Genomic DNA, 15591 nt, shown 5'->3' on the forward strand with positions numbered 1-15591 from the left:
CGCCGATCGACACGCCCCGGCAAACTTCTTCAGATGACCCACACCGTCGAGGTCACCGGCGAGGTCCTCACGAAGCACTACAGCTCGTGGTCCCGCGATGAGCCGGGCCGCGAATGGGCTGCCCTCACCTTGCTCGCGCAGCACGCGCCGGGGTTGGCACCGATCCCCCTGGTCGACGGCGCCGCGCCGCGTCCGTGGGTCTCGATGACAGTCCTCCCTGGTCAGCCACTTAGCGGCGCGCTCACTGGTGCGCAAATCGACGCCCTGGGCGACGCCCTCACCACTCTGTGGTCGGTGGCTCCCCACGACCTACCCGATCGACACACCGGCCCTGGTCAACCGCACCCAGACCGCCCTCGCCACTCTGCGGACAGGCACGGGAGTGTTCGCCGATGCCGCCACAGCCGCAGCGGTCTGGCTCGACGGCTTTGCCGACTTCGAGCTGCGCGACCCAGTGGTCGCCCACGGCGATCCCAACCTGACCAACTACCTCTGGGACGGCACCCGGATCCGCATAGTCGACTTCGAGGACGCGGGGCGCGGTGACCTCTGCCTTGAGCTCGCCAACCTCGTCGAGCATCTCGCCGGACGCGAGACCGACTGGAGTCCCGTCGTACGACGTTTCGCCGTCGACCCGTCCCGTTTCCACACCGCCCGCTGTCTGTGGGCGGCGTTCTGGCTGACACTGATCGGTCCGGGCGGACCAAGTGCCAACCGGAATCCACCCGGTGCGGCGGAGGCGCAGGCGCGACGGGTGCTCGAGCTGCTCAGGCCGGCAGCGGGAGTTCCTTGAGGCGTTCGATGTCCGCGAGGATATCGATCTGGGTGATCTTGCCATCGGCGACCGTGACCGCCATGACCCCCATCAGGCGGCCGTTGACGACGGTGATCCCGCCCGGCTCGCCGTTGATCGTCGCGAGCTCCATGTACGGCGCCATCCGGCCGAAGAGGAGCGCCTGCTCGACCACCGCCCGCGCACCACGGACCAGCTTCGATACCGCCGGACCGGCGAACTCCGCGGTCGCCGCTCCCGCGTCAGCGCGCAGTACGACGTCCGGATCGAGCACCGAAAGCAACGCCTCGAAGTCACCACTGCGCGACGCGGCCATGAACGCTTCCATCACAGCCCGCTGCCGCCCGGTGTCACCATCGCTGCGCGGCGCGCCCTGTACCCGCCGCCGTGCCCGGCTGGCCAGCTGCCGGGTCGCCGCCGGGGACTTGTCCACGATCGACGCAATCTCGTCGAAGCTGACCCCGAACATGTCGTGCAGCACGAACGCCAGCCGCTCCGCCGGCGCCAGCGTCTCCAGTACGACGAGCAGCGCCAGACCGACCGCATCCGCCTGCAACGCCTCGTCTTCCGGCCCGAGCCCACCGGCCTCCCGGCTGATGATCGGATCTGGTACGAACGTGTCCAGTGAGTCCTCCCGCCTGGACTTGCGGCTGCGCAGCATGTCCAGACAGACCCGCGACACCACGGTGGTCAGCCATCCGGCCAGATTGCCGACATCACTCACGTCGGACCGGCTCAGCCGCAACCACGCCTCCTGGACGGCGTCCTCGGCCTCAGCGAGCGACCCGAGCATCCGGTACGCGACCGCGCGCAACTGCCCGCGATGCTGCTCGAACTGCCTCGCCAGCTGGTCGTGGTCGTCCACTGATGCCTCCATCACTTCCCTGACGGATCGGAGCACCATGATGTGACAGGGCTTCCGCATCACCCATGATGGGGTCATGCCTGCGACCCGCGGTGACCTGGTGTTCGAGGACGACTTCGAAGCGTCGTCGCTCGACCGGTCCGCGTGGTCACCGCACTATCTGCCGCACTGGAGCTCCCGTGCGGCGTCGGCTGCGACGTACCGGCTGAATGACTCATGCCTCACGCTCAGCATCCCGCCGGAGCAGGGACTCTGGTGCGACGGCGACCACAAACCGGACCTGCGGGTGTCGGGGATCCAGTCCGGCAACTACTCCGGTCCGGTCGGCAGCACGATCGGGCAGCAGCCGTACCGGGAGGGTCTCGTCGTCCGCGAGGCGCAGCATGAGTTCTGGGGCTGGACTCCGAACGGTGGGTACGTCGAACTGCGGGCGCGGGCCGATCTCAGTCCACGGTCGATGGTGTCGCTGTGGATGGTCGGACTGGAGGACCAGCCGGAGCGGTGCGGAGAGATCTGTGTGATGGAGGTCTTCGGCGACGCGATCGTTCCCGGTGACTCCACAGCTGTCGGCATGGGCCTGAAAACCATCCGTGACCCGTCCGTGCCGCAGGACTTCGAGGCGGTCCGGCTCCCGCTGGACCTGCGCGACTTCCACACCTACGCCGTGCAATGGGCCTCCGGCGAGGCGACGTTCTTCGTCGACGGCGCGCCGATCCGCAGTTGATCGGGCGCTCCGACGTACCCGCTGCAGCTGATGCTCGCCGTCTTCGACTTCCCCGACGGGAGTGCCAACGACCATGTGCCCACCTTCACCGTCGACTCCATCCGTGGATGGAACATTGCGGAGCAACTGGTCGCCTGACTAAGGTCGTCGGTATGTTCCTGCGCGCGGGTCAGTGGTGGGCCGTCGACTAGACGGCTGCTTCCGCGCGTAACCACCCGGCCGTCTCCTGCGAGGCGGCCGTTGTGATGTCTCCTCGTGGGCGGCCCCGCACCCTCGAGGATTGCCGATGGCAACAACACTCCGGACCTGGTCCGGACTGATCTCCGCGCTCCTGGCCGGCTCCGACCTGACGGCCGCGGACACCGGCTGGGCGATGGACCAGGTCGTGCTGGGCGACGCGTCACCGGCCCAGATCTCCGGCTTCCTGATCGCCTTGCGGGCCAAGGGCGAAACCGCCGACGAACTCGCCGGACTGGCCTCGGTACTGCGTTCGCACGCCACGCCGGTGCGGATCGACGAGCCGTTCGTGGACATCGTCGGCACGGGCGGCGACCGTACCGGTGCGGTGAATGTCTCCACCATGGCCGCGGTCGTGGCGGCGTCCACCGGTGTCACCGTGGTCAAGCACGGCGGTCGGGCCGCGTCCTCGTCCGCAGCAGGCTCTGCCGATCTGGTCGAGCACCTCGGCGTCCCACTGGATCTGTCCGCCGCGGACGCGGCGCGGGTGGCTGCGGACGTCGGCCTCACCTATCTGTTCGCACCACGCTTCAACCCGGCCTTGCACCAGGTCGCCGTGGTACGTCGCGAGCTCGCGGTCCCCACTGCCTTCAACGTCCTGGCCCCGTTGCTCAATCCCGCCGACCCGCAGCATCAGTTGGTCGGCGTCGCCAACCCTCGCATGCTCCCAGTGCTCGCCCATGCGCTTGCCCAGCAAGGGAAATCCGCCCTCGTAGCCCGAGGCGACGACGGCCTCGACAAGCTCACCACCACCGGGCTCTCTCGGCTGTGGGTGGTGTCCGGCGGCTCCGCCCGCTCGCATGTCTTCGACCCACGCGCACTCGGACTGCGCCCGTCCTCACTGGCCGAGCTCCGCGGCGGTGACGCCGCCTTCAACGCCCGTGTGCTCCGCGGTCTGGTCGACGGTGAACACGGTCCGGTGCGAGACGTCGTACTCCTGAACGCTGCGGCCGCCCTGGCCACCCTGCACCTGGAAGACGGACAGTTGCTCGAACAGTTGGCGGACTGTCTGGAGCGGTGTCGACAGGCTGTGGACAACGGCAGTGCCGCCGCAACTCTGGAGCGCTGGTCCAATCACTCGCTAGCCGTGACCGATGAACCAGCGCATTTAGGCTCAGTACATGCTGTCTCTCCGCCCGCTGGTTCTGTCGGACATCGCGACGTACGCGCGATGGGGGCAGGACCAGCGGTTCTGTGAGCACGCCGGGTGGACCATCGGCCTACCGCTGCCCGACTACGAGGCGCACTGGAACCGGTTGATCACCGAACCGCATCCGGAGCTCATCCGCCTCGCCGCCGTTCTCGGCGACGAGATCGTCGGGTACGTCGACCTGCACGGCGAGGACCCGCAGCAGCGCGAACTCGGCTATGTCGTCGGCCCGTCCACCCGCTGGGGCCAAGGCATCGGCACCGCCATCGCTCGCCTTGGCCTCGACCATGGCTTCGGTCACCTCGGCCTGAAGGCGATCACCGCCGATGCCTTGGACGCCAACCACGCGTCGATCCGCATTCTGCTCAGCCTGGGCATGACCGAGACCGGCACAGGCGCCGAAGAACCTTTCCTCGTCGCACAGTCGTTCTACCGGCAGTTCTCGATCACGAAGGCTGAGTGGGAACGTGGTCGGCCCGGCGCAGGATCGTCCGGCTGACCAGGGCCGGGTTGCGTAGGCTCGGGAGGTGGTCGACGCCCGGCATCCAGATGAACTCGGCATCGGGGATGCGTGCGGCGGTCGCACCGGCGACTGCGGCCAGGATCGGGCGGTCCTTGTCGCCCACCATGACTACGGTCGGGGCCTGCACGGTTTGGAGGCGGTCGTAGACCGGTGGGTCCGGCGTCAGATAGTCGTCCTGGTCGAACCACGCCGGTACGGCGGCCTGCAGTTGAGCGACCGCGGCTTCGTCATCCCCCGCGGCACCCCATAGCCGCAGCCCGAGCCGCACCAGTCCCTCGACATCCCTCTTGTCCGCGAGCGCCTCATACTCCGCGTCGAGCTCCGGCTCGTCCGGCATGGGAAACCCCGGCACCCCAGGACACAGAAGCACCAAGCCCTGCACTCTGGCGGGATCCGAGAGCGCCAGGCTGAGCGCCGTACCGCCACCCATCGAGCACCCGACCAGCAGCGCGCGCTCCAGCCCGAGCTGATCCAGCACCGTCACCAGATCCTCGAGCAACGAGAACTCGGCTGTCGGCGCCGCGGACCGCCCGTACCCGCGCACGTCGTACCGAACGACCCGGCGCCCCGCCAGCGCGGGCATCACCGGATCCCACACCCGCGAGTCCCCCACCCCGGGATGCAGGAGCACCACGGGCACCCCGTCCCCCGCCACATGCTCCGCCCAAACCTCATCTGGCCCAACCGGAATCCGCAGCTCCATCCCTCTACCCTGCCAGGCCGAACCGAGCCAGACAGTGCCAGACCCGCTTCAACTCCTGCTCGTCGTACGCACCCGCCGCATCCCCGACCACCCGCGGCGTCAGCACCCCATCGACCGCGATCCGCCTGCCCACCTCGACGTACCGCGCCCCTCGGTACTCCGGATGCCGCCCCAACTCCTCAACCGTCAACCGAAACCCGCCATGCCACTCCACCGCACAACCAAGCCCGTGCGCCGCATCCTCCACCGGAGTACCCCGATAACTCGGATCCAGCACCACCGCCTCAACATCCCTCGCCAACCGCACCGGACCGTGGATCTGAGCCTCGACGTAGTCATCCAGTACGTCGCACTCCGCCGCCTCAGCCATCGCGATCAGCCCCATCCGCTCCGCAACACCAAAGTGCTCCGGCTCAAAGCAGCTATCCGGATAACAGAACGTCGCCCGCGCAACCGCATCCGCCGTCAACCGCAGGTGCGCCGACCCAAACCGCGGTGCCCCACCAACCACCTTGGTCCGATAGTTCAGAGCCCCATAGACCGGCCGCACACCCGCCGGAGCCCCGTCGTATGCCCCACCGAACATCCGGCTCTCCCACCGCCACCGATCCCCACCCGGATGCGCCGTCAACCCACCACTGCTGACTCCAGTAACAAACTGCGACACATACACGCCGTCCCTCGCCAGCGCATCCAGCACCAGCCGCCCCCGAACCCACCGATCCGGCTGAAAGTTCACCGTCACCCGCAACCCCGGGTCCACCGCGTCCCCAGCGGCTGTCGCGGCAACGAACCGCACTGCCCGCTCAGCAGGCTCATCCACCACGTTCCACCCCGTGGTCTATCGGCGGAGGATGTGGAGTGTGGCTCCACACATTCCGGACGGGCGTCTCACAACCTACCGGGCTGATGTTCCAAGGAAATCCGAGACAAGTGGGTACAGGCGGATTATGGCGATACGGCGGGCAGGTGCGGCTGCGGTCGTCCGGACGCGGAGTTGGCGGTTGGTCCGTGGTGTCCTGGCGATGCTGGTGTTCGCGTTGCCTGTGGTGCTCCTCGGGTTGGCGGTGCGACAGAAGTTCGATCCGTTGATCACGGCCGACGAGGCGGCCATCCGGGCGGCCACCGGGTTCAGCGTTCGTCACGGGCTGGTACCGGCGCTGACCGTGATCCAGCTCGTCAGCCAGCCGATCTTCGTGTACCTCGTGGGGACCGTGGTGGTGGTCTGGGTCTGGAGGTCCAAGAAGCTCAAGGGGCGGGCGTTGTGGGCCTTCGTCACGATGATGGTCGGCTGGGGAATCGGCGGCATCGCCAAGCCCATCGCCCAGCGCGCCCGGCCGGTCGTCGACGACTCGGTGCCGCATGCGCAGGGCTACTCGTTCCCCTCCGGCCATACCCTGAACATCACCTTGGCGGCCGGCGTCCTGGTCTTCCTGCTCTGGCCGCTGCTGTCCGCCACCCAACGCCGCATCGCCGTCGCGCTCGCGATCGTGGTGCCGGTGATCGTCGGTCTGGACCGGCTGTTCATCGGCGCGCATTTCCCGTCCGACATTCTCGCCGGGCACGTACTCGGTCTGGGCATTATGTTCGCTTCATGGATCGGATTCATCGGCAAGACGGCAGCGACCTCCTCACCAGGACCGTCGCACCCGGCGTAGCCCTCGGTGGCCTCATCATCGGCATCGGGCTCGCACTGAAGGGACCACTCGACGGGATCTCCCACGCCGAAGAGACGGTCAACAAGGATCTAGCCGCCGACCGGAACGGAACCTGGGACACGATCACCGCGGTGTGGTCGCAGATCGGCAACACCGCGGGCGTCATCGCGGTCTGCATCGTCGTCTCGTCCCTGCTGCTGTGGCGGACCCGGGACCTGCGCCTGGCGCTCGTCGCACCGGTGGCGATCGCCATGCAGGGGCTGATCTTCCTGATCGCGGCCAGAGTCGTGGACCGCGATCGCCCGCAGGTGGACAAGCTCGACGCGTCACCACCGACCGCGAGTTACCCCAGTGGGCACGTAGGCGCGTCGACCGGCTTGTACGTCGCGTTCGCGCTGCTCGCACTGGGCATCGAACGCACCTGGCTGCGCTGGACCACAGTGATCCTCTGCCTCGCAATGCCCTTGCTCGTGGCGTTCTCCAGGCTCTACCGCGGAATGCACCACGTCACGGACGTCGGCGCCGGCGTACTCAACGGCGCCATCTGCGCCCTACTCGCCTACGCCTGGTACCGCCACTGCACCACCCGCCGCCGCAGCTCCACACCACGCCCCGCCGCTGCCGGCCGCCTCTCAGGAGCCACCCGGAAACCCAAATAACAACGCGGAGGGTGTGGGATTCGAACCCACGATGACGGTCACCCGCCATACCGGTTTTCAAGACCAGCGCACTCGGCCGCTATGCGAACCCTCCAGACGGCTGTGCCGCCGATCGTTGAGGATAGCGCAGGGCGGTGGGGTGGAAGTCGAGTGCGGGGGCCGGTAGCCACCGGTATGGTCTCGGCAGAGGCGGACGGGCCGCCTGGGGTACGGACGGAGGTGAGGGCAATGTCTCGGTCGTTCGAGGACATGGCACACACCGTCCGGTCGGCGCGCTGACCAGCGGCTGACCGGGCTATCCGGCCGGCTGTGGTGCAGCCGACCGGGTCTTCCGCCGGCGTCACGCCGGCACTTCCGGTTGTCCCGTCATGCCCTCTGGAGCTCTCGTATGCGTTCCCTCGGTACGTTCCTGCTGCCGTCCGACCTCGGATCCGATTTCCGCAAGATCTGGCCGGCCTCGATCATCTCCAACCTCGGCGACGGCGCCATGCTCGCCGCCGGCCCGCTGCTGGTCGCCTCGATCACCAGTGAACCGGCCGCGGTCGGCGCGGCCGCCTTCGTCCAGCAGTTGCCATGGCTGTTGTTCGCCCTGTTCAGCGGCGCACTGGTCGACCGGCTCGATCGCCGGCTGATGGTCGTTGCCGCCGACCTCTTTCGCGCGACGGTGCTCGCCGCCCTCGGCGTCGCCGTACTGCTCGGCACCTCACCCCTGTGGGCGATCTATCTGGCGCTCTTCTTACTCGGTACGGCGGAAACACTCGCCGATAACGCATCGAGTGCATTGCTGGTGAGCGCCGTACCCAAAGCACACCTGGGTCGGGCCAACGCGCGACTGTTTGCCAGTGGGACCGTTCTGCAACAGCTAGGCGGCCCACCGCTCGGCGCACTGCTGTTCGCGGTCGGGTCCGGCGTCCCACTGGTCTTCGACGCGGTGACGTTCGCCGCTGCGGCCGCCTTGGTCGCACGAGTCGCCGTACGTCCACCACTACCGGAGCCGTCGGGTACGGCGCTCTGGAGCGAAGTGCGGGAGGGAGTCCGCTGGCTCTGGGGCCACGCCGGCGTACGGACGTTGGCCTGTTCGATCCTGGTCATGAACATCACCTTCTGCGCCGCCTTCGCGACCTGGGTGCTGTTCGCCCGGGAGCGGCTCGGTCTGAGCGAAACGCAGTTCGGATTGCTCATCTCGGTCGGCGCAATCGGAGCGGTCCTCGGCATGCCGGTGTACCACTTGCTCGAGCCGCGCGTCGGCTCGCTGACCCTGCTGCGCGGCGGTCTGGTGATCGAGACGACGGTCCACCTGATCCTCGCGCTCACCCGGAGCCCTTGGGTCGCCGGCGCGACCATGGCTGTGTTCGGCGTCCACGCCGTGGTGTGGGGCATCGTGTCCACGACCGCTCGGCAGCTGGCGACGCCGGAGCCGCTGATGGGGCGAGTGAACAGCGTGTACATGTTGGCCTCGGTCGGTGGCGCCGCGATCGGCTCGGCGCTGGGCGGCGTACTGGCGCAACGGTTCGGACTGGCCGCGCCGTTCGCCGCAGCGTTCGTGGCTATGGTGCTGATGACGGTGGTCGCCTGGCGGCCACTTCGCCACGTCTCGGTACGCCAGGTGCCCGCAACGGACTGAAATCGGTTGCAGGGTCTCGGAGAGCGCTTGCTATGTTCGTGGCCGCCGAGTCGATGCGATGGGAGAAGCACTGTCATGCCCACAGCTACATCTCTCGGTCTCCCGAAGGTCCGTGGTCGCGTACCGCTTCTCGTCGCGCTGTCCATCGACTCGTTCGGCGGCGGGTGTGCCGGGCCGCTTCTACTGCTCTACTTCGTCAGGGTCGCCGACGTCCCTCTCGGCAGGGCCGGACTGGTACTGACGGTCGCGACGCTCTTCTCCATCGCCGCACCGGCCGTGGTGGGCTTGGTGATCGACAGAGTAGGCCCGCGCAACCTCGTGATCGGCGCGCAGTTCGCCCAGGGTCTCGCCTTCACGGGCTTCTTCTTCGGCCGGTCGCTTTGGCTCCTGTTCCTTTGCGCACTTGTGACAACGACCGGACAGCGGGCGTTCTGGTCTGCGATCTTCAGTCTGCTGGCTGACATCGCGGACGACGGCGACCGCGACCGGTGGTTCGGTCTGGGCGGCATGATGCAGGCCGGGGGATTCGCCCTCGGTGGACTGGCGGCCGGCCTCCTGCTGGCGATCGGCGGCGATACGCCGTTCCTGATTGCGATGGCTGTCAACGCGGTGACCTTCTTCGTGGCCGGTCTGCTTCTCCTGCGGTTGCACCCGTCTCACCACGAGCAGACCAAGCAGGACACCGGACCGGCTCCGCTTCTGCGCAAGGACAAGCCGTTCCTGGTGCTGATCGGCGCCAACACCTTGCTGGCCCTCTGCATGATGATGTTCGGTGTTGGACTGCCTGTGTACATCGCTGAGGCGCTGCCCGTACCCAAGTGGCTGGTCGGCGTCCTGTTGGCCGGGACCTCCGTCGTCCTGGCGACCGGCCAGACGCTCGTAGTGCGGCACACCGAACGGCGTCGTCGTACGAACGTCATGATCGTGTCCGGTGTGACCTGGGCGGTGTGGGGACTGCTGATGGCGTCGTTGCTGCATCTTCCGGGAGCGCTGGTGGTGCCCGTGCTGGTGCTGGCAACGGCGTGCTTCGCGTTCGCCGACGTACTGCACGCTGCGACCAACAACGCGCTGTCAGCCGCGGTGGCGCCGGTCGTCGGGCGCGGGAAGTACCTGTCCTACTGGCAGTACTCCTTCACGTTCGCGAGTGTGCTGGCGCCCGCCTTCTTCGCTCAGCTCTTCGAGCTGCAGCACGAGTTCCCGTGGCTGGCCCTGAGCGCTTTGGCCCTCGTGGCCAGCGTGACGATGTTCGCGTTGGACCGGGCGATCCCTCAGAGCACGGTCCAGCGCGCCTGAGCCTCCCGCGCACCCAACACGGCAGGATCACCGAACACACCCGTGAGCGCACCTGCGTTTCACCGCGCGCCCCGGGCACCTGGAATGACGCAGGTTCGCCCGACAATCTGACTCGTCAGGATGTCATCTCTCAGGACATAGGTGACAGTTCTGCGTCAGGACATGGGTGACGTTGGTGGCGGTCTGGGTGGTGACACTTCGGCCCTGAGGGCTTGGGGATGGTTGCCAGTGAACCCATCGATCCTGCTGTTCGGCTCGCTATCTCGCAGTGGTCTGATGACGCGCCTCGTGAGGCGGTGTCGACGTTTTGTGCCGAGTTCGGCATCTCCCGCAATTCGTTCTACGAGCTGCGCAAGCGCGCCATGCTCGATGGGCCGGCCGCGGTGCTTGAGCCCCGGTCCCGGCGTCCGAGGTCGAGCCCCTCGAAGCTGGTAGTAATCGAGGCATCGGCGGACTTTGACGAGAGATGAAGGGCCTGATTGATGAGACGGGCGTCTCGAATAGCTCGATCGGCCTGCGTGATACCGCCGTGGTATCATTTGGTATGGCTATGACACTGCGACTCACCGAGGAAGAGACGGATGCCCTGCGACGAACCGCCGAGGCTGAGCACCGCTCGATGCAGGACGTCGCCAGAAACGCGATCGCCGAATACACCCAAAACCACCGAGCACTGCGTGACCGGCTCCTCGACCGGATCTTCACCGAGGACGAGAACCTGCTGAAGCGTCTCGCCGAGTGACCGAGTTCCTGAGGCTTGAGGACCTGGTGAGGGCTGCCGAACGGATCGGCGGCCCGGAGTGCATTCGCGACGTGGGGCTGTTGTCGTCGTCGATCGCACGGCACACCTCGGTCGTGTTCGGGATCGACGTCTACCCGAGTCTGGACCTGAAGGCGGCCGCGCTGCTGACCTCGGCGGTCAGCAACCATGCCCTAGTCGACGGCAACAAGCGCCTCGGCTGGGTCGCGATACGGTTGTTCTATGCCCTCAACGGTGTCGAGTTGCGGTTCGACGAGGACACGGCCTACGAGTTGGTGCTGGACATTGCCAAGGGCCTCGACGACGTTCACCACGTTGCACGGATGCTGGGTTCCTGGCATTAGCCCCGCGGCGCCGCGGTCCTTCTTGAAGGAGTCCTGGCTGCACACGACTTGATGGAAGATGGCAAACTGCGCGCCGATGATGTCGATCGTCGGTACCGGTGATCTGCTGGAGCCGGGCGAACATCGCCTGGGTCCCCGGGTCGTCAACCGCGACTTCGCCGACGTCCCGGACCGGCTCGATCGAACTGAAGCAGAAGTCTAGATCCTCATCGAGCACACCCCGGCCCGCGCCCGGAGTGAAATACGTCGGCAACGGCAGTCCCCCGCCCGCCCGGCAGCCGCCCCAAACCCCTAGAAACGTCACCGAAGTCCTGACACATCAACCGTCACCCATGTCCTGAGACATCACATCTGACTCGTCAGGATGCGTTGCGTTCGATCGAACATCTGTTCTAATGTTTTCCCAGTTCGTGGTTCTCCACCCTGGATCGTCCGGTCGACCGAGCCTCCCACCTTCGATGTGGACGGCCGCCCGACGCCGCCGCCCGCGTTGTGAGGACCCGGGCTGTGGAGAATCCGTTCACCAACCGGGTACAGCTGAGGAAGACGAGGTGATGATCGACGGAAGGACAGCGACACATGCTGCTGGAACATCGCGGCCGCCGACCGGTCGTGCCCGAATCCGCTTACGTCGCCCCATCAGCCGTGCTCTGTGGAGCCGTCGTGCTGGCCGAGGGCAGCAGAGTCCTGCATGGTGCGGTGCTGACGGCGGAGAACGGCGAGGTCCGTGTCGGTGAGAACAGTGTGGTGATGGAGAACGCCCTGGTGCGCGGCCGGGCCGATCATCCCGCCCTGCTCGGCGACGCGGTCCTGGTAGGTCCCCATGCACATGTCAACGGCGCCACGGTCGAGGACGAAGTCTTCATCGCCACGGGCGCCGCGTTGTTCCCTGGTTCTGTCGCCGGCGCAGGCGCGGAGCTCCGGATCAACAGCGTGCTGCACGTGAACTCGCGCCTGGAACCTGGCGCGGTCCTCCCGATCGGATGGATCGCGGCCGGCGACCCGGCCCAGCTCTTCTCACCCGACCGGCACGAAGAGCTCTGGCAACTCCAGCGCGACCTGGACTTCCCCGGCACCGTCTACGGCGTCCCCCGCGGCACCCCCATGCGCGACATCATGTCCCGCCAATCCACCTACTACGGCACGCACCAGTCCGACCGCCTCCTCGACCCGTAGCCTCGTGCGACGCGTCAACCGATGGTGAGGTTGCGTAGCTCGAAGCGGCGTACCTGGGCGGGTGCTGTGCCTGAGCACGTCAGGCGGGCGTCGATGGTGTCGAGGTGGACGGACAGCTCGACGGTGATGGGGCCTGCGGTGGAAGCGAGCGTTACCAGCCAGCGGTGGTTGGGGAGTTCTTGAACGGCTTGAGGACGGAGGTTGTTGACGGCAAGTGACTGGCCGGCGGCGCGGGCGAAGTGCTGCGCTGCTTGGACCGGGGGTGTGAACGCACCTGATCCACGGAGGAGATCGGGTACGACGGTGCCTTCGTCGTAGCGCTTGGCGAGCTCGACGGCGCGGGTCGTGGACACATGCCCGTAGAACAGGCCGTGCGGCAGTACGACGACATTCGCGGCGAACCGGTCGCCGCCGATGTGACTGCATTCCCACGTCCGCTCGGGATAGGCAGCCGCCAACGCCGCAGCCACCGGACGCCCTCGCACGGCACAACACGCGTCGTGCCGTCCATGCGTGCACACCAGATACACCGGCTCGTGGCTGAGTGTTCCTTTGTCCGCGCCCACAAGCACGTCCAGCAGGTGCTCGTCCGCAGGCAACTCACCCCACCGAACCGACTCCCGCCCCGGCCGGCAATCCACCAATCCCCACCGCCGCGGCGCCGACCGATCCACCCGCCCAAACCGCCGTACCAGCACCGGCCGGTACCCCAACTCCCGACAAACTCGCGCAACCTCCACCCCCAACCCGTCCCCCACACCACCAACCCCGGCACCAGCAATCCCCACACCAGCACTCGCGGCGCTGGCACTCGCGGCGTCGGGGCTCTCGGCACCGGCGCTGTCCGTACCGGCGTTCCCGGCAGCGGCGTTCCCGGGACCAGCACTTGCTGGACGGGGGCTGGCGGTGCGGGCACGTGTTGCGGAGCCGGCGTCGAGGCTGGTTAGGGCGTTGCGGGGCCAAGGGTGGTGGGACTCGATGAGGAGCCAGCGGCTGGCGGGTGGGGCGGTGGCTACGGGGGAATCGCCCCGGAGGCCGGCGAGCGCGGCGCAGCCTGTCTCCGCGCGGTATCTGCCGTCGTCACCCACGCCCACTCACCTTACTGTTGCTCGCTCCAACCACCCCCGGCTGTTCAAGAGCTGGTCGCGCTACGACCGCATCGGTTGGGGTGGTCAGGGACTGGTTGCGACTAGGACTGCTTCGGTGAGGAGGCGGCGGACCAGGACTAGTTGGTCGGGGTCGTCGAGGCCTGGGAGGTTGCCTACCTTGCAGTCGGTGCCGGAGGTCAGTTCCACGACCGCAGCGGCTGTGACGGCTGGCAATGTGATGGTGCGGTCCGGTAGCTGGAGGACTACGGGGTCGCCTGGTATGACTCGGCAGCGGAGGCCGGTGCGTAGGCGGACCGTCGTACCGACTGCCAGGGAAGCGATGGATGCTGCGTGAGCCAGCGGCGGTAGTGGGGCGGGGCGGTTGCCGGACCACGTACGGCGTCTGAGGCGAGCCGCGAGCGCATCGGGTGTTGCTGACTGGATCTGACGGACGAAGAGGTCAGCCACCTCTGGCAGCACCTTGCTGAGCTGGTCCGGGTCGCCCGGATCGAAGCCCAGCGGCAACGCGGTCCGCAGCGATGCGTCGTCGGCAGCCAGCGCGGCCAGCTCCTGCACGAGGAGGTACCGGGTCAGCGTGTGCATGCCGACCGTCAGATGCGCGCTGACACCACCGAGCGCCTTGGCCGAATGCAGGAAGCCGCGCGGTACATAGAGCGCATCGCCAGGCCGCAGTACCTCGTCGATCACCGGAGCCTCGTCGCGCGCAGCCGACGCTACCGCGTTCGAGTAATCAGTCCACGGCTGGTTGCGCAGTGGATCGACGTGCACCGGCTCATGCACGGTCCAGTGCTTCTCACCCGCCACCTGCAGCACAAAGACGTCATGTACGTCGTAATGCGCCGAGAACCCCTGCGACTCCGCCGGAGTGATGTACGCGTTGATCTGCACCGGATGACCGGCATCAGCCGACAGCTGGGTCGCGAAGTCGACGAGCGCCGGCCAGGTGCGGTGCAGGGCCTGCAGTACGACGGTGTGGCCATTGGCGAACAACGCCGCCACCTTGTCGTCGCGGATCTGATCCCCGATGTCCGCGCCCACACCACCCGACCCGGTGAACTGTCCGTCGCCGACAACCGCACCGTTCTTGGCGATGCGCAGGAACGGTGTCCGGAGCCCGCGTCGGGACAACAGCTCGTCCGCGGCCTCGAGGGTGAACAGATCGTCGTACGGCGCGGGCAGGTCCGGGCCATGGGATAGCAGAGCCCGCGAACCCCAGTAGGAGTTCGAGAACTCGTCCAGATCACCCGCTACGCAGCGCCGGAGAGCCGGGCGCTCATCCGGCAGCGGCCCGGCCCCCGGCACGGTACTCACCAACTCCCGGAGCCGCCGCCAGCTCCACCGTCGGCACCACCGTCAGTGCCACCCTCCGTCGCTCCACCGTCAGCCGGCCCTTCGCCGCCGCCTCCCGCGCCACCGTCCGCGCCGCCATCGGCACCACCATCCGTGCCGCCCGGTGTCGCACCACCGTCGGCCGGCCCTTCACCGCCGCCGGCACCGCCATCCGCACCACCATCCGTGCCACCAGGCGTCGCACCACCGTCGGCCGGCCCTTCACCGCCGCCGGCACCGCCATCCGCACCACCATCGGCGCCGCCGTCAGTGCCCCCGGGGGTGGCGCCACCGTCCGCCGGTCCTTCGCCGCCCGAGCCTCCGTACCCGCCGGCGCCGCCGTCGGCACCACCATCCGTGGCACCTGCGGTCGCGCCACCGTCCGCGAGACCCTCGCCACCTTCGGATGAGGTGTTCATGTCATCGTCGTTCAGACCCATCTTGCTGCTCCCTTCGCGAATGACCAGAAGGAGTGCCAGACGTGGAGCGGGGCACTCAGGGACCATCCTGTGCGCAAAGTGCGGGTCGACTAAACCCCTCAGGGGTTACAGCGGCAACTCGGTTCGACGGCGAACGCCGCACGACCGCCATCGCAACCAGAACGTCAAGCCACGCGCGGTCAGGAAGCCGGGTCGCGAGCGGTC

17 protein-coding genes, 1 tRNA gene and 1 pseudogene are annotated in these 15591 nt (G+C 67.6%); 12 read left to right on the top strand and 7 right to left on the bottom strand.

The window, feature by feature from the left end; all coding sequences use genetic code 11:
* Positions 1–33: 33 nt before the first annotated feature.
* Positions 34–793: pseudogene (locus ACZ3HV_RS05110) on the top strand (aminoglycoside phosphotransferase family protein).
* Here ACZ3HV_RS05110 and sigJ read toward each other — a convergent pair.
* Positions 768–1658, bottom strand: coding sequence for an RNA polymerase sigma factor SigJ (sigJ, locus tag ACZ3HV_RS05115; RefSeq protein WP_465681067.1), 891 nt, complete (start codon positions 1656–1658; stop codon positions 768–770). The pseudogene ACZ3HV_RS05110 and the gene sigJ overlap by 26 nt on opposite strands.
* A gap of 76 nt (positions 1659–1734) precedes the next feature.
* On the opposite strand from sigJ, the gene ACZ3HV_RS05120 reads away from it, so the two are divergent.
* From ACZ3HV_RS05120 to ACZ3HV_RS05130, 3 genes are all read left to right on the top strand, one after another.
* A complete protein-coding gene (locus ACZ3HV_RS05120) occupies positions 1735–2382 on the top strand; it encodes a glycoside hydrolase family 16 protein (RefSeq protein WP_465681069.1) in 648 nt (215 codons plus the stop codon).
* Between the two features lie 286 nt (positions 2383–2668).
* Positions 2669–3817, top strand: coding sequence for an anthranilate phosphoribosyltransferase (gene trpD / locus ACZ3HV_RS05125; RefSeq protein ID WP_465681071.1), 1149 nt, complete (start codon positions 2669–2671; stop codon positions 3815–3817).
* A complete protein-coding gene (locus ACZ3HV_RS05130; RefSeq protein WP_465681073.1) occupies positions 3741–4268 on the top strand; it encodes a GNAT family N-acetyltransferase in 528 nt (175 codons plus the stop codon). Before trpD ends, ACZ3HV_RS05130 begins: the two co-directional genes overlap by 77 nt.
* Here the strand turns inward: ACZ3HV_RS05130 and ACZ3HV_RS05135 are convergent.
* Both ACZ3HV_RS05135 and ACZ3HV_RS05140 read right to left on the bottom strand, forming a co-directional pair.
* Positions 4216–4923: an alpha/beta fold hydrolase gene (locus ACZ3HV_RS05135; protein WP_465681074.1), complete on the bottom strand. Its 708-nt coding sequence runs from the start codon at positions 4921–4923 to the stop codon at positions 4216–4218. The genes ACZ3HV_RS05130 and ACZ3HV_RS05135 overlap by 53 nt on opposite strands.
* A gap of 76 nt (positions 4924–4999) precedes the next feature.
* Complete coding sequence (locus tag ACZ3HV_RS05140) at positions 5000–5818, bottom strand: DUF3626 domain-containing protein (protein ID WP_465681076.1); 819 nt, start codon at positions 5816–5818, stop codon at positions 5000–5002.
* Positions 5819–5945: 127 nt separating this feature from the next.
* Between ACZ3HV_RS05140 and ACZ3HV_RS05145 the strand changes: the two genes are divergently transcribed.
* Positions 5946–6653: a phosphatase PAP2 family protein gene (locus ACZ3HV_RS05145; RefSeq protein ID WP_465681078.1), complete on the top strand. Its 708-nt coding sequence runs from the start codon at positions 5946–5948 to the stop codon at positions 6651–6653.
* Positions 6590–7312 (top strand): phosphatase PAP2 family protein, encoded by a 723-nt coding sequence (locus ACZ3HV_RS05150; RefSeq protein WP_465681080.1) that lies wholly within the window; start codon positions 6590–6592, stop codon positions 7310–7312. Before ACZ3HV_RS05145 ends, ACZ3HV_RS05150 begins: the two co-directional genes overlap by 64 nt.
* Positions 7313–7317: 5 nt before the next feature.
* Here ACZ3HV_RS05150 and ACZ3HV_RS05155 read toward each other — a convergent pair.
* Positions 7318–7406 (bottom strand) — tRNA-Ser (locus ACZ3HV_RS05155).
* A gap of 294 nt (positions 7407–7700) precedes the next feature.
* Between ACZ3HV_RS05155 and ACZ3HV_RS05160 the strand changes: the two genes are divergently transcribed.
* From ACZ3HV_RS05160 to ACZ3HV_RS05185, 6 genes are all read left to right on the top strand, one after another.
* Positions 7701–8936, top strand: a complete 1236-nt coding sequence (locus ACZ3HV_RS05160) for an MFS transporter (RefSeq protein WP_465681082.1) — start codon at positions 7701–7703, stop codon at positions 8934–8936.
* 75 nt (positions 8937–9011) lie between these two features.
* A complete protein-coding gene (locus ACZ3HV_RS05165) occupies positions 9012–10229 on the top strand; it encodes an MFS transporter (protein ID WP_465681084.1) in 1218 nt (405 codons plus the stop codon).
* A gap of 466 nt (positions 10230–10695) precedes the next feature.
* Positions 10696–10971: a ribbon-helix-helix domain-containing protein gene (locus ACZ3HV_RS05170; protein ID WP_465681086.1), complete on the top strand. Its 276-nt coding sequence runs from the start codon at positions 10696–10698 to the stop codon at positions 10969–10971.
* The gene (locus ACZ3HV_RS05175) at positions 10968–11333 is read left to right on the top strand and encodes a type II toxin-antitoxin system death-on-curing family toxin (RefSeq protein WP_465681088.1); all 366 of its coding nucleotides are present in this window, start codon (positions 10968–10970) and stop codon (positions 11331–11333) included. The genes ACZ3HV_RS05170 and ACZ3HV_RS05175 overlap by 4 nt, the downstream gene beginning before the upstream one ends.
* Positions 11334–11409: 76 nt before the next feature.
* On the top strand, positions 11410–11535 hold the full coding sequence (locus ACZ3HV_RS05180; protein WP_465681090.1) for a hypothetical protein: 126 nt from the start codon (positions 11410–11412) through the stop codon (positions 11533–11535).
* Positions 11536–11912: 377 nt separating this feature from the next.
* Positions 11913–12509: a gamma carbonic anhydrase family protein gene (locus ACZ3HV_RS05185; RefSeq protein WP_465681092.1), complete on the top strand. Its 597-nt coding sequence runs from the start codon at positions 11913–11915 to the stop codon at positions 12507–12509.
* Positions 12510–12523: 14 nt separating this feature from the next.
* Here the strand turns inward: ACZ3HV_RS05185 and ACZ3HV_RS05190 are convergent, their stop codons facing one another.
* The 3 genes from ACZ3HV_RS05190 to ACZ3HV_RS05200 form a co-directional block, all read right to left on the bottom strand.
* Positions 12524–13603, bottom strand: coding sequence for a sucrase ferredoxin (locus ACZ3HV_RS05190; protein ID WP_465681094.1), 1080 nt, complete (start codon positions 13601–13603; stop codon positions 12524–12526).
* Between the two features lie 78 nt (positions 13604–13681).
* Complete coding sequence (locus ACZ3HV_RS05195) at positions 13682–14929, bottom strand: cupin domain-containing protein (RefSeq protein ID WP_465681096.1); 1248 nt, start codon at positions 14927–14929, stop codon at positions 13682–13684.
* Positions 14892–15302 (bottom strand): hypothetical protein, encoded by a 411-nt coding sequence (locus ACZ3HV_RS05200; RefSeq protein WP_465681098.1) that lies wholly within the window; start codon positions 15300–15302, stop codon positions 14892–14894. Before ACZ3HV_RS05200 ends, ACZ3HV_RS05195 begins: the two co-directional genes overlap by 38 nt.
* Between the last annotated feature and the right edge of the window lie 289 nt (positions 15303–15591).

Source organism: Kribbella sp. NPDC020701, assembly GCF_055562215.1.

Coding starts and splice junctions, on each gene's coding strand:
- ACZ3HV_RS05120 (WP_465681069.1), top strand. CDS start 1,735: ATGCCTGCGACCCGCGGTGACCTGGTGTTCGAGGACGACTTCGAAGCG.
- trpD (WP_465681071.1), top strand. CDS start 2,669: ATGGCAACAACACTCCGGACCTGGTCCGGACTGATCTCCGCGCTCCTG.
- ACZ3HV_RS05130 (WP_465681073.1), top strand. CDS start 3,741: ATGCTGTCTCTCCGCCCGCTGGTTCTGTCGGACATCGCGACGTACGCG.
- ACZ3HV_RS05145 (WP_465681078.1), top strand. CDS start 5,946: ATGGCGATACGGCGGGCAGGTGCGGCTGCGGTCGTCCGGACGCGGAGT.
- ACZ3HV_RS05150 (WP_465681080.1), top strand. CDS start 6,590: ATGGATCGGATTCATCGGCAAGACGGCAGCGACCTCCTCACCAGGACC.
- ACZ3HV_RS05160 (WP_465681082.1), top strand. CDS start 7,701: ATGCGTTCCCTCGGTACGTTCCTGCTGCCGTCCGACCTCGGATCCGAT.
- ACZ3HV_RS05165 (WP_465681084.1), top strand. CDS start 9,012: ATGCCCACAGCTACATCTCTCGGTCTCCCGAAGGTCCGTGGTCGCGTA.
- ACZ3HV_RS05170 (WP_465681086.1), top strand. CDS start 10,696: ATGAAGGGCCTGATTGATGAGACGGGCGTCTCGAATAGCTCGATCGGC.
- ACZ3HV_RS05180 (WP_465681090.1), top strand. CDS start 11,410: ATGATGTCGATCGTCGGTACCGGTGATCTGCTGGAGCCGGGCGAACAT.
- ACZ3HV_RS05185 (WP_465681092.1), top strand. CDS start 11,913: ATGCTGCTGGAACATCGCGGCCGCCGACCGGTCGTGCCCGAATCCGCT.
- ACZ3HV_RS05200 (WP_465681098.1), bottom strand. CDS start 15,302: ATGGTGGTGCCGACGGCGGCGCCGGCGGGTACGGAGGCTCGGGCGGCG.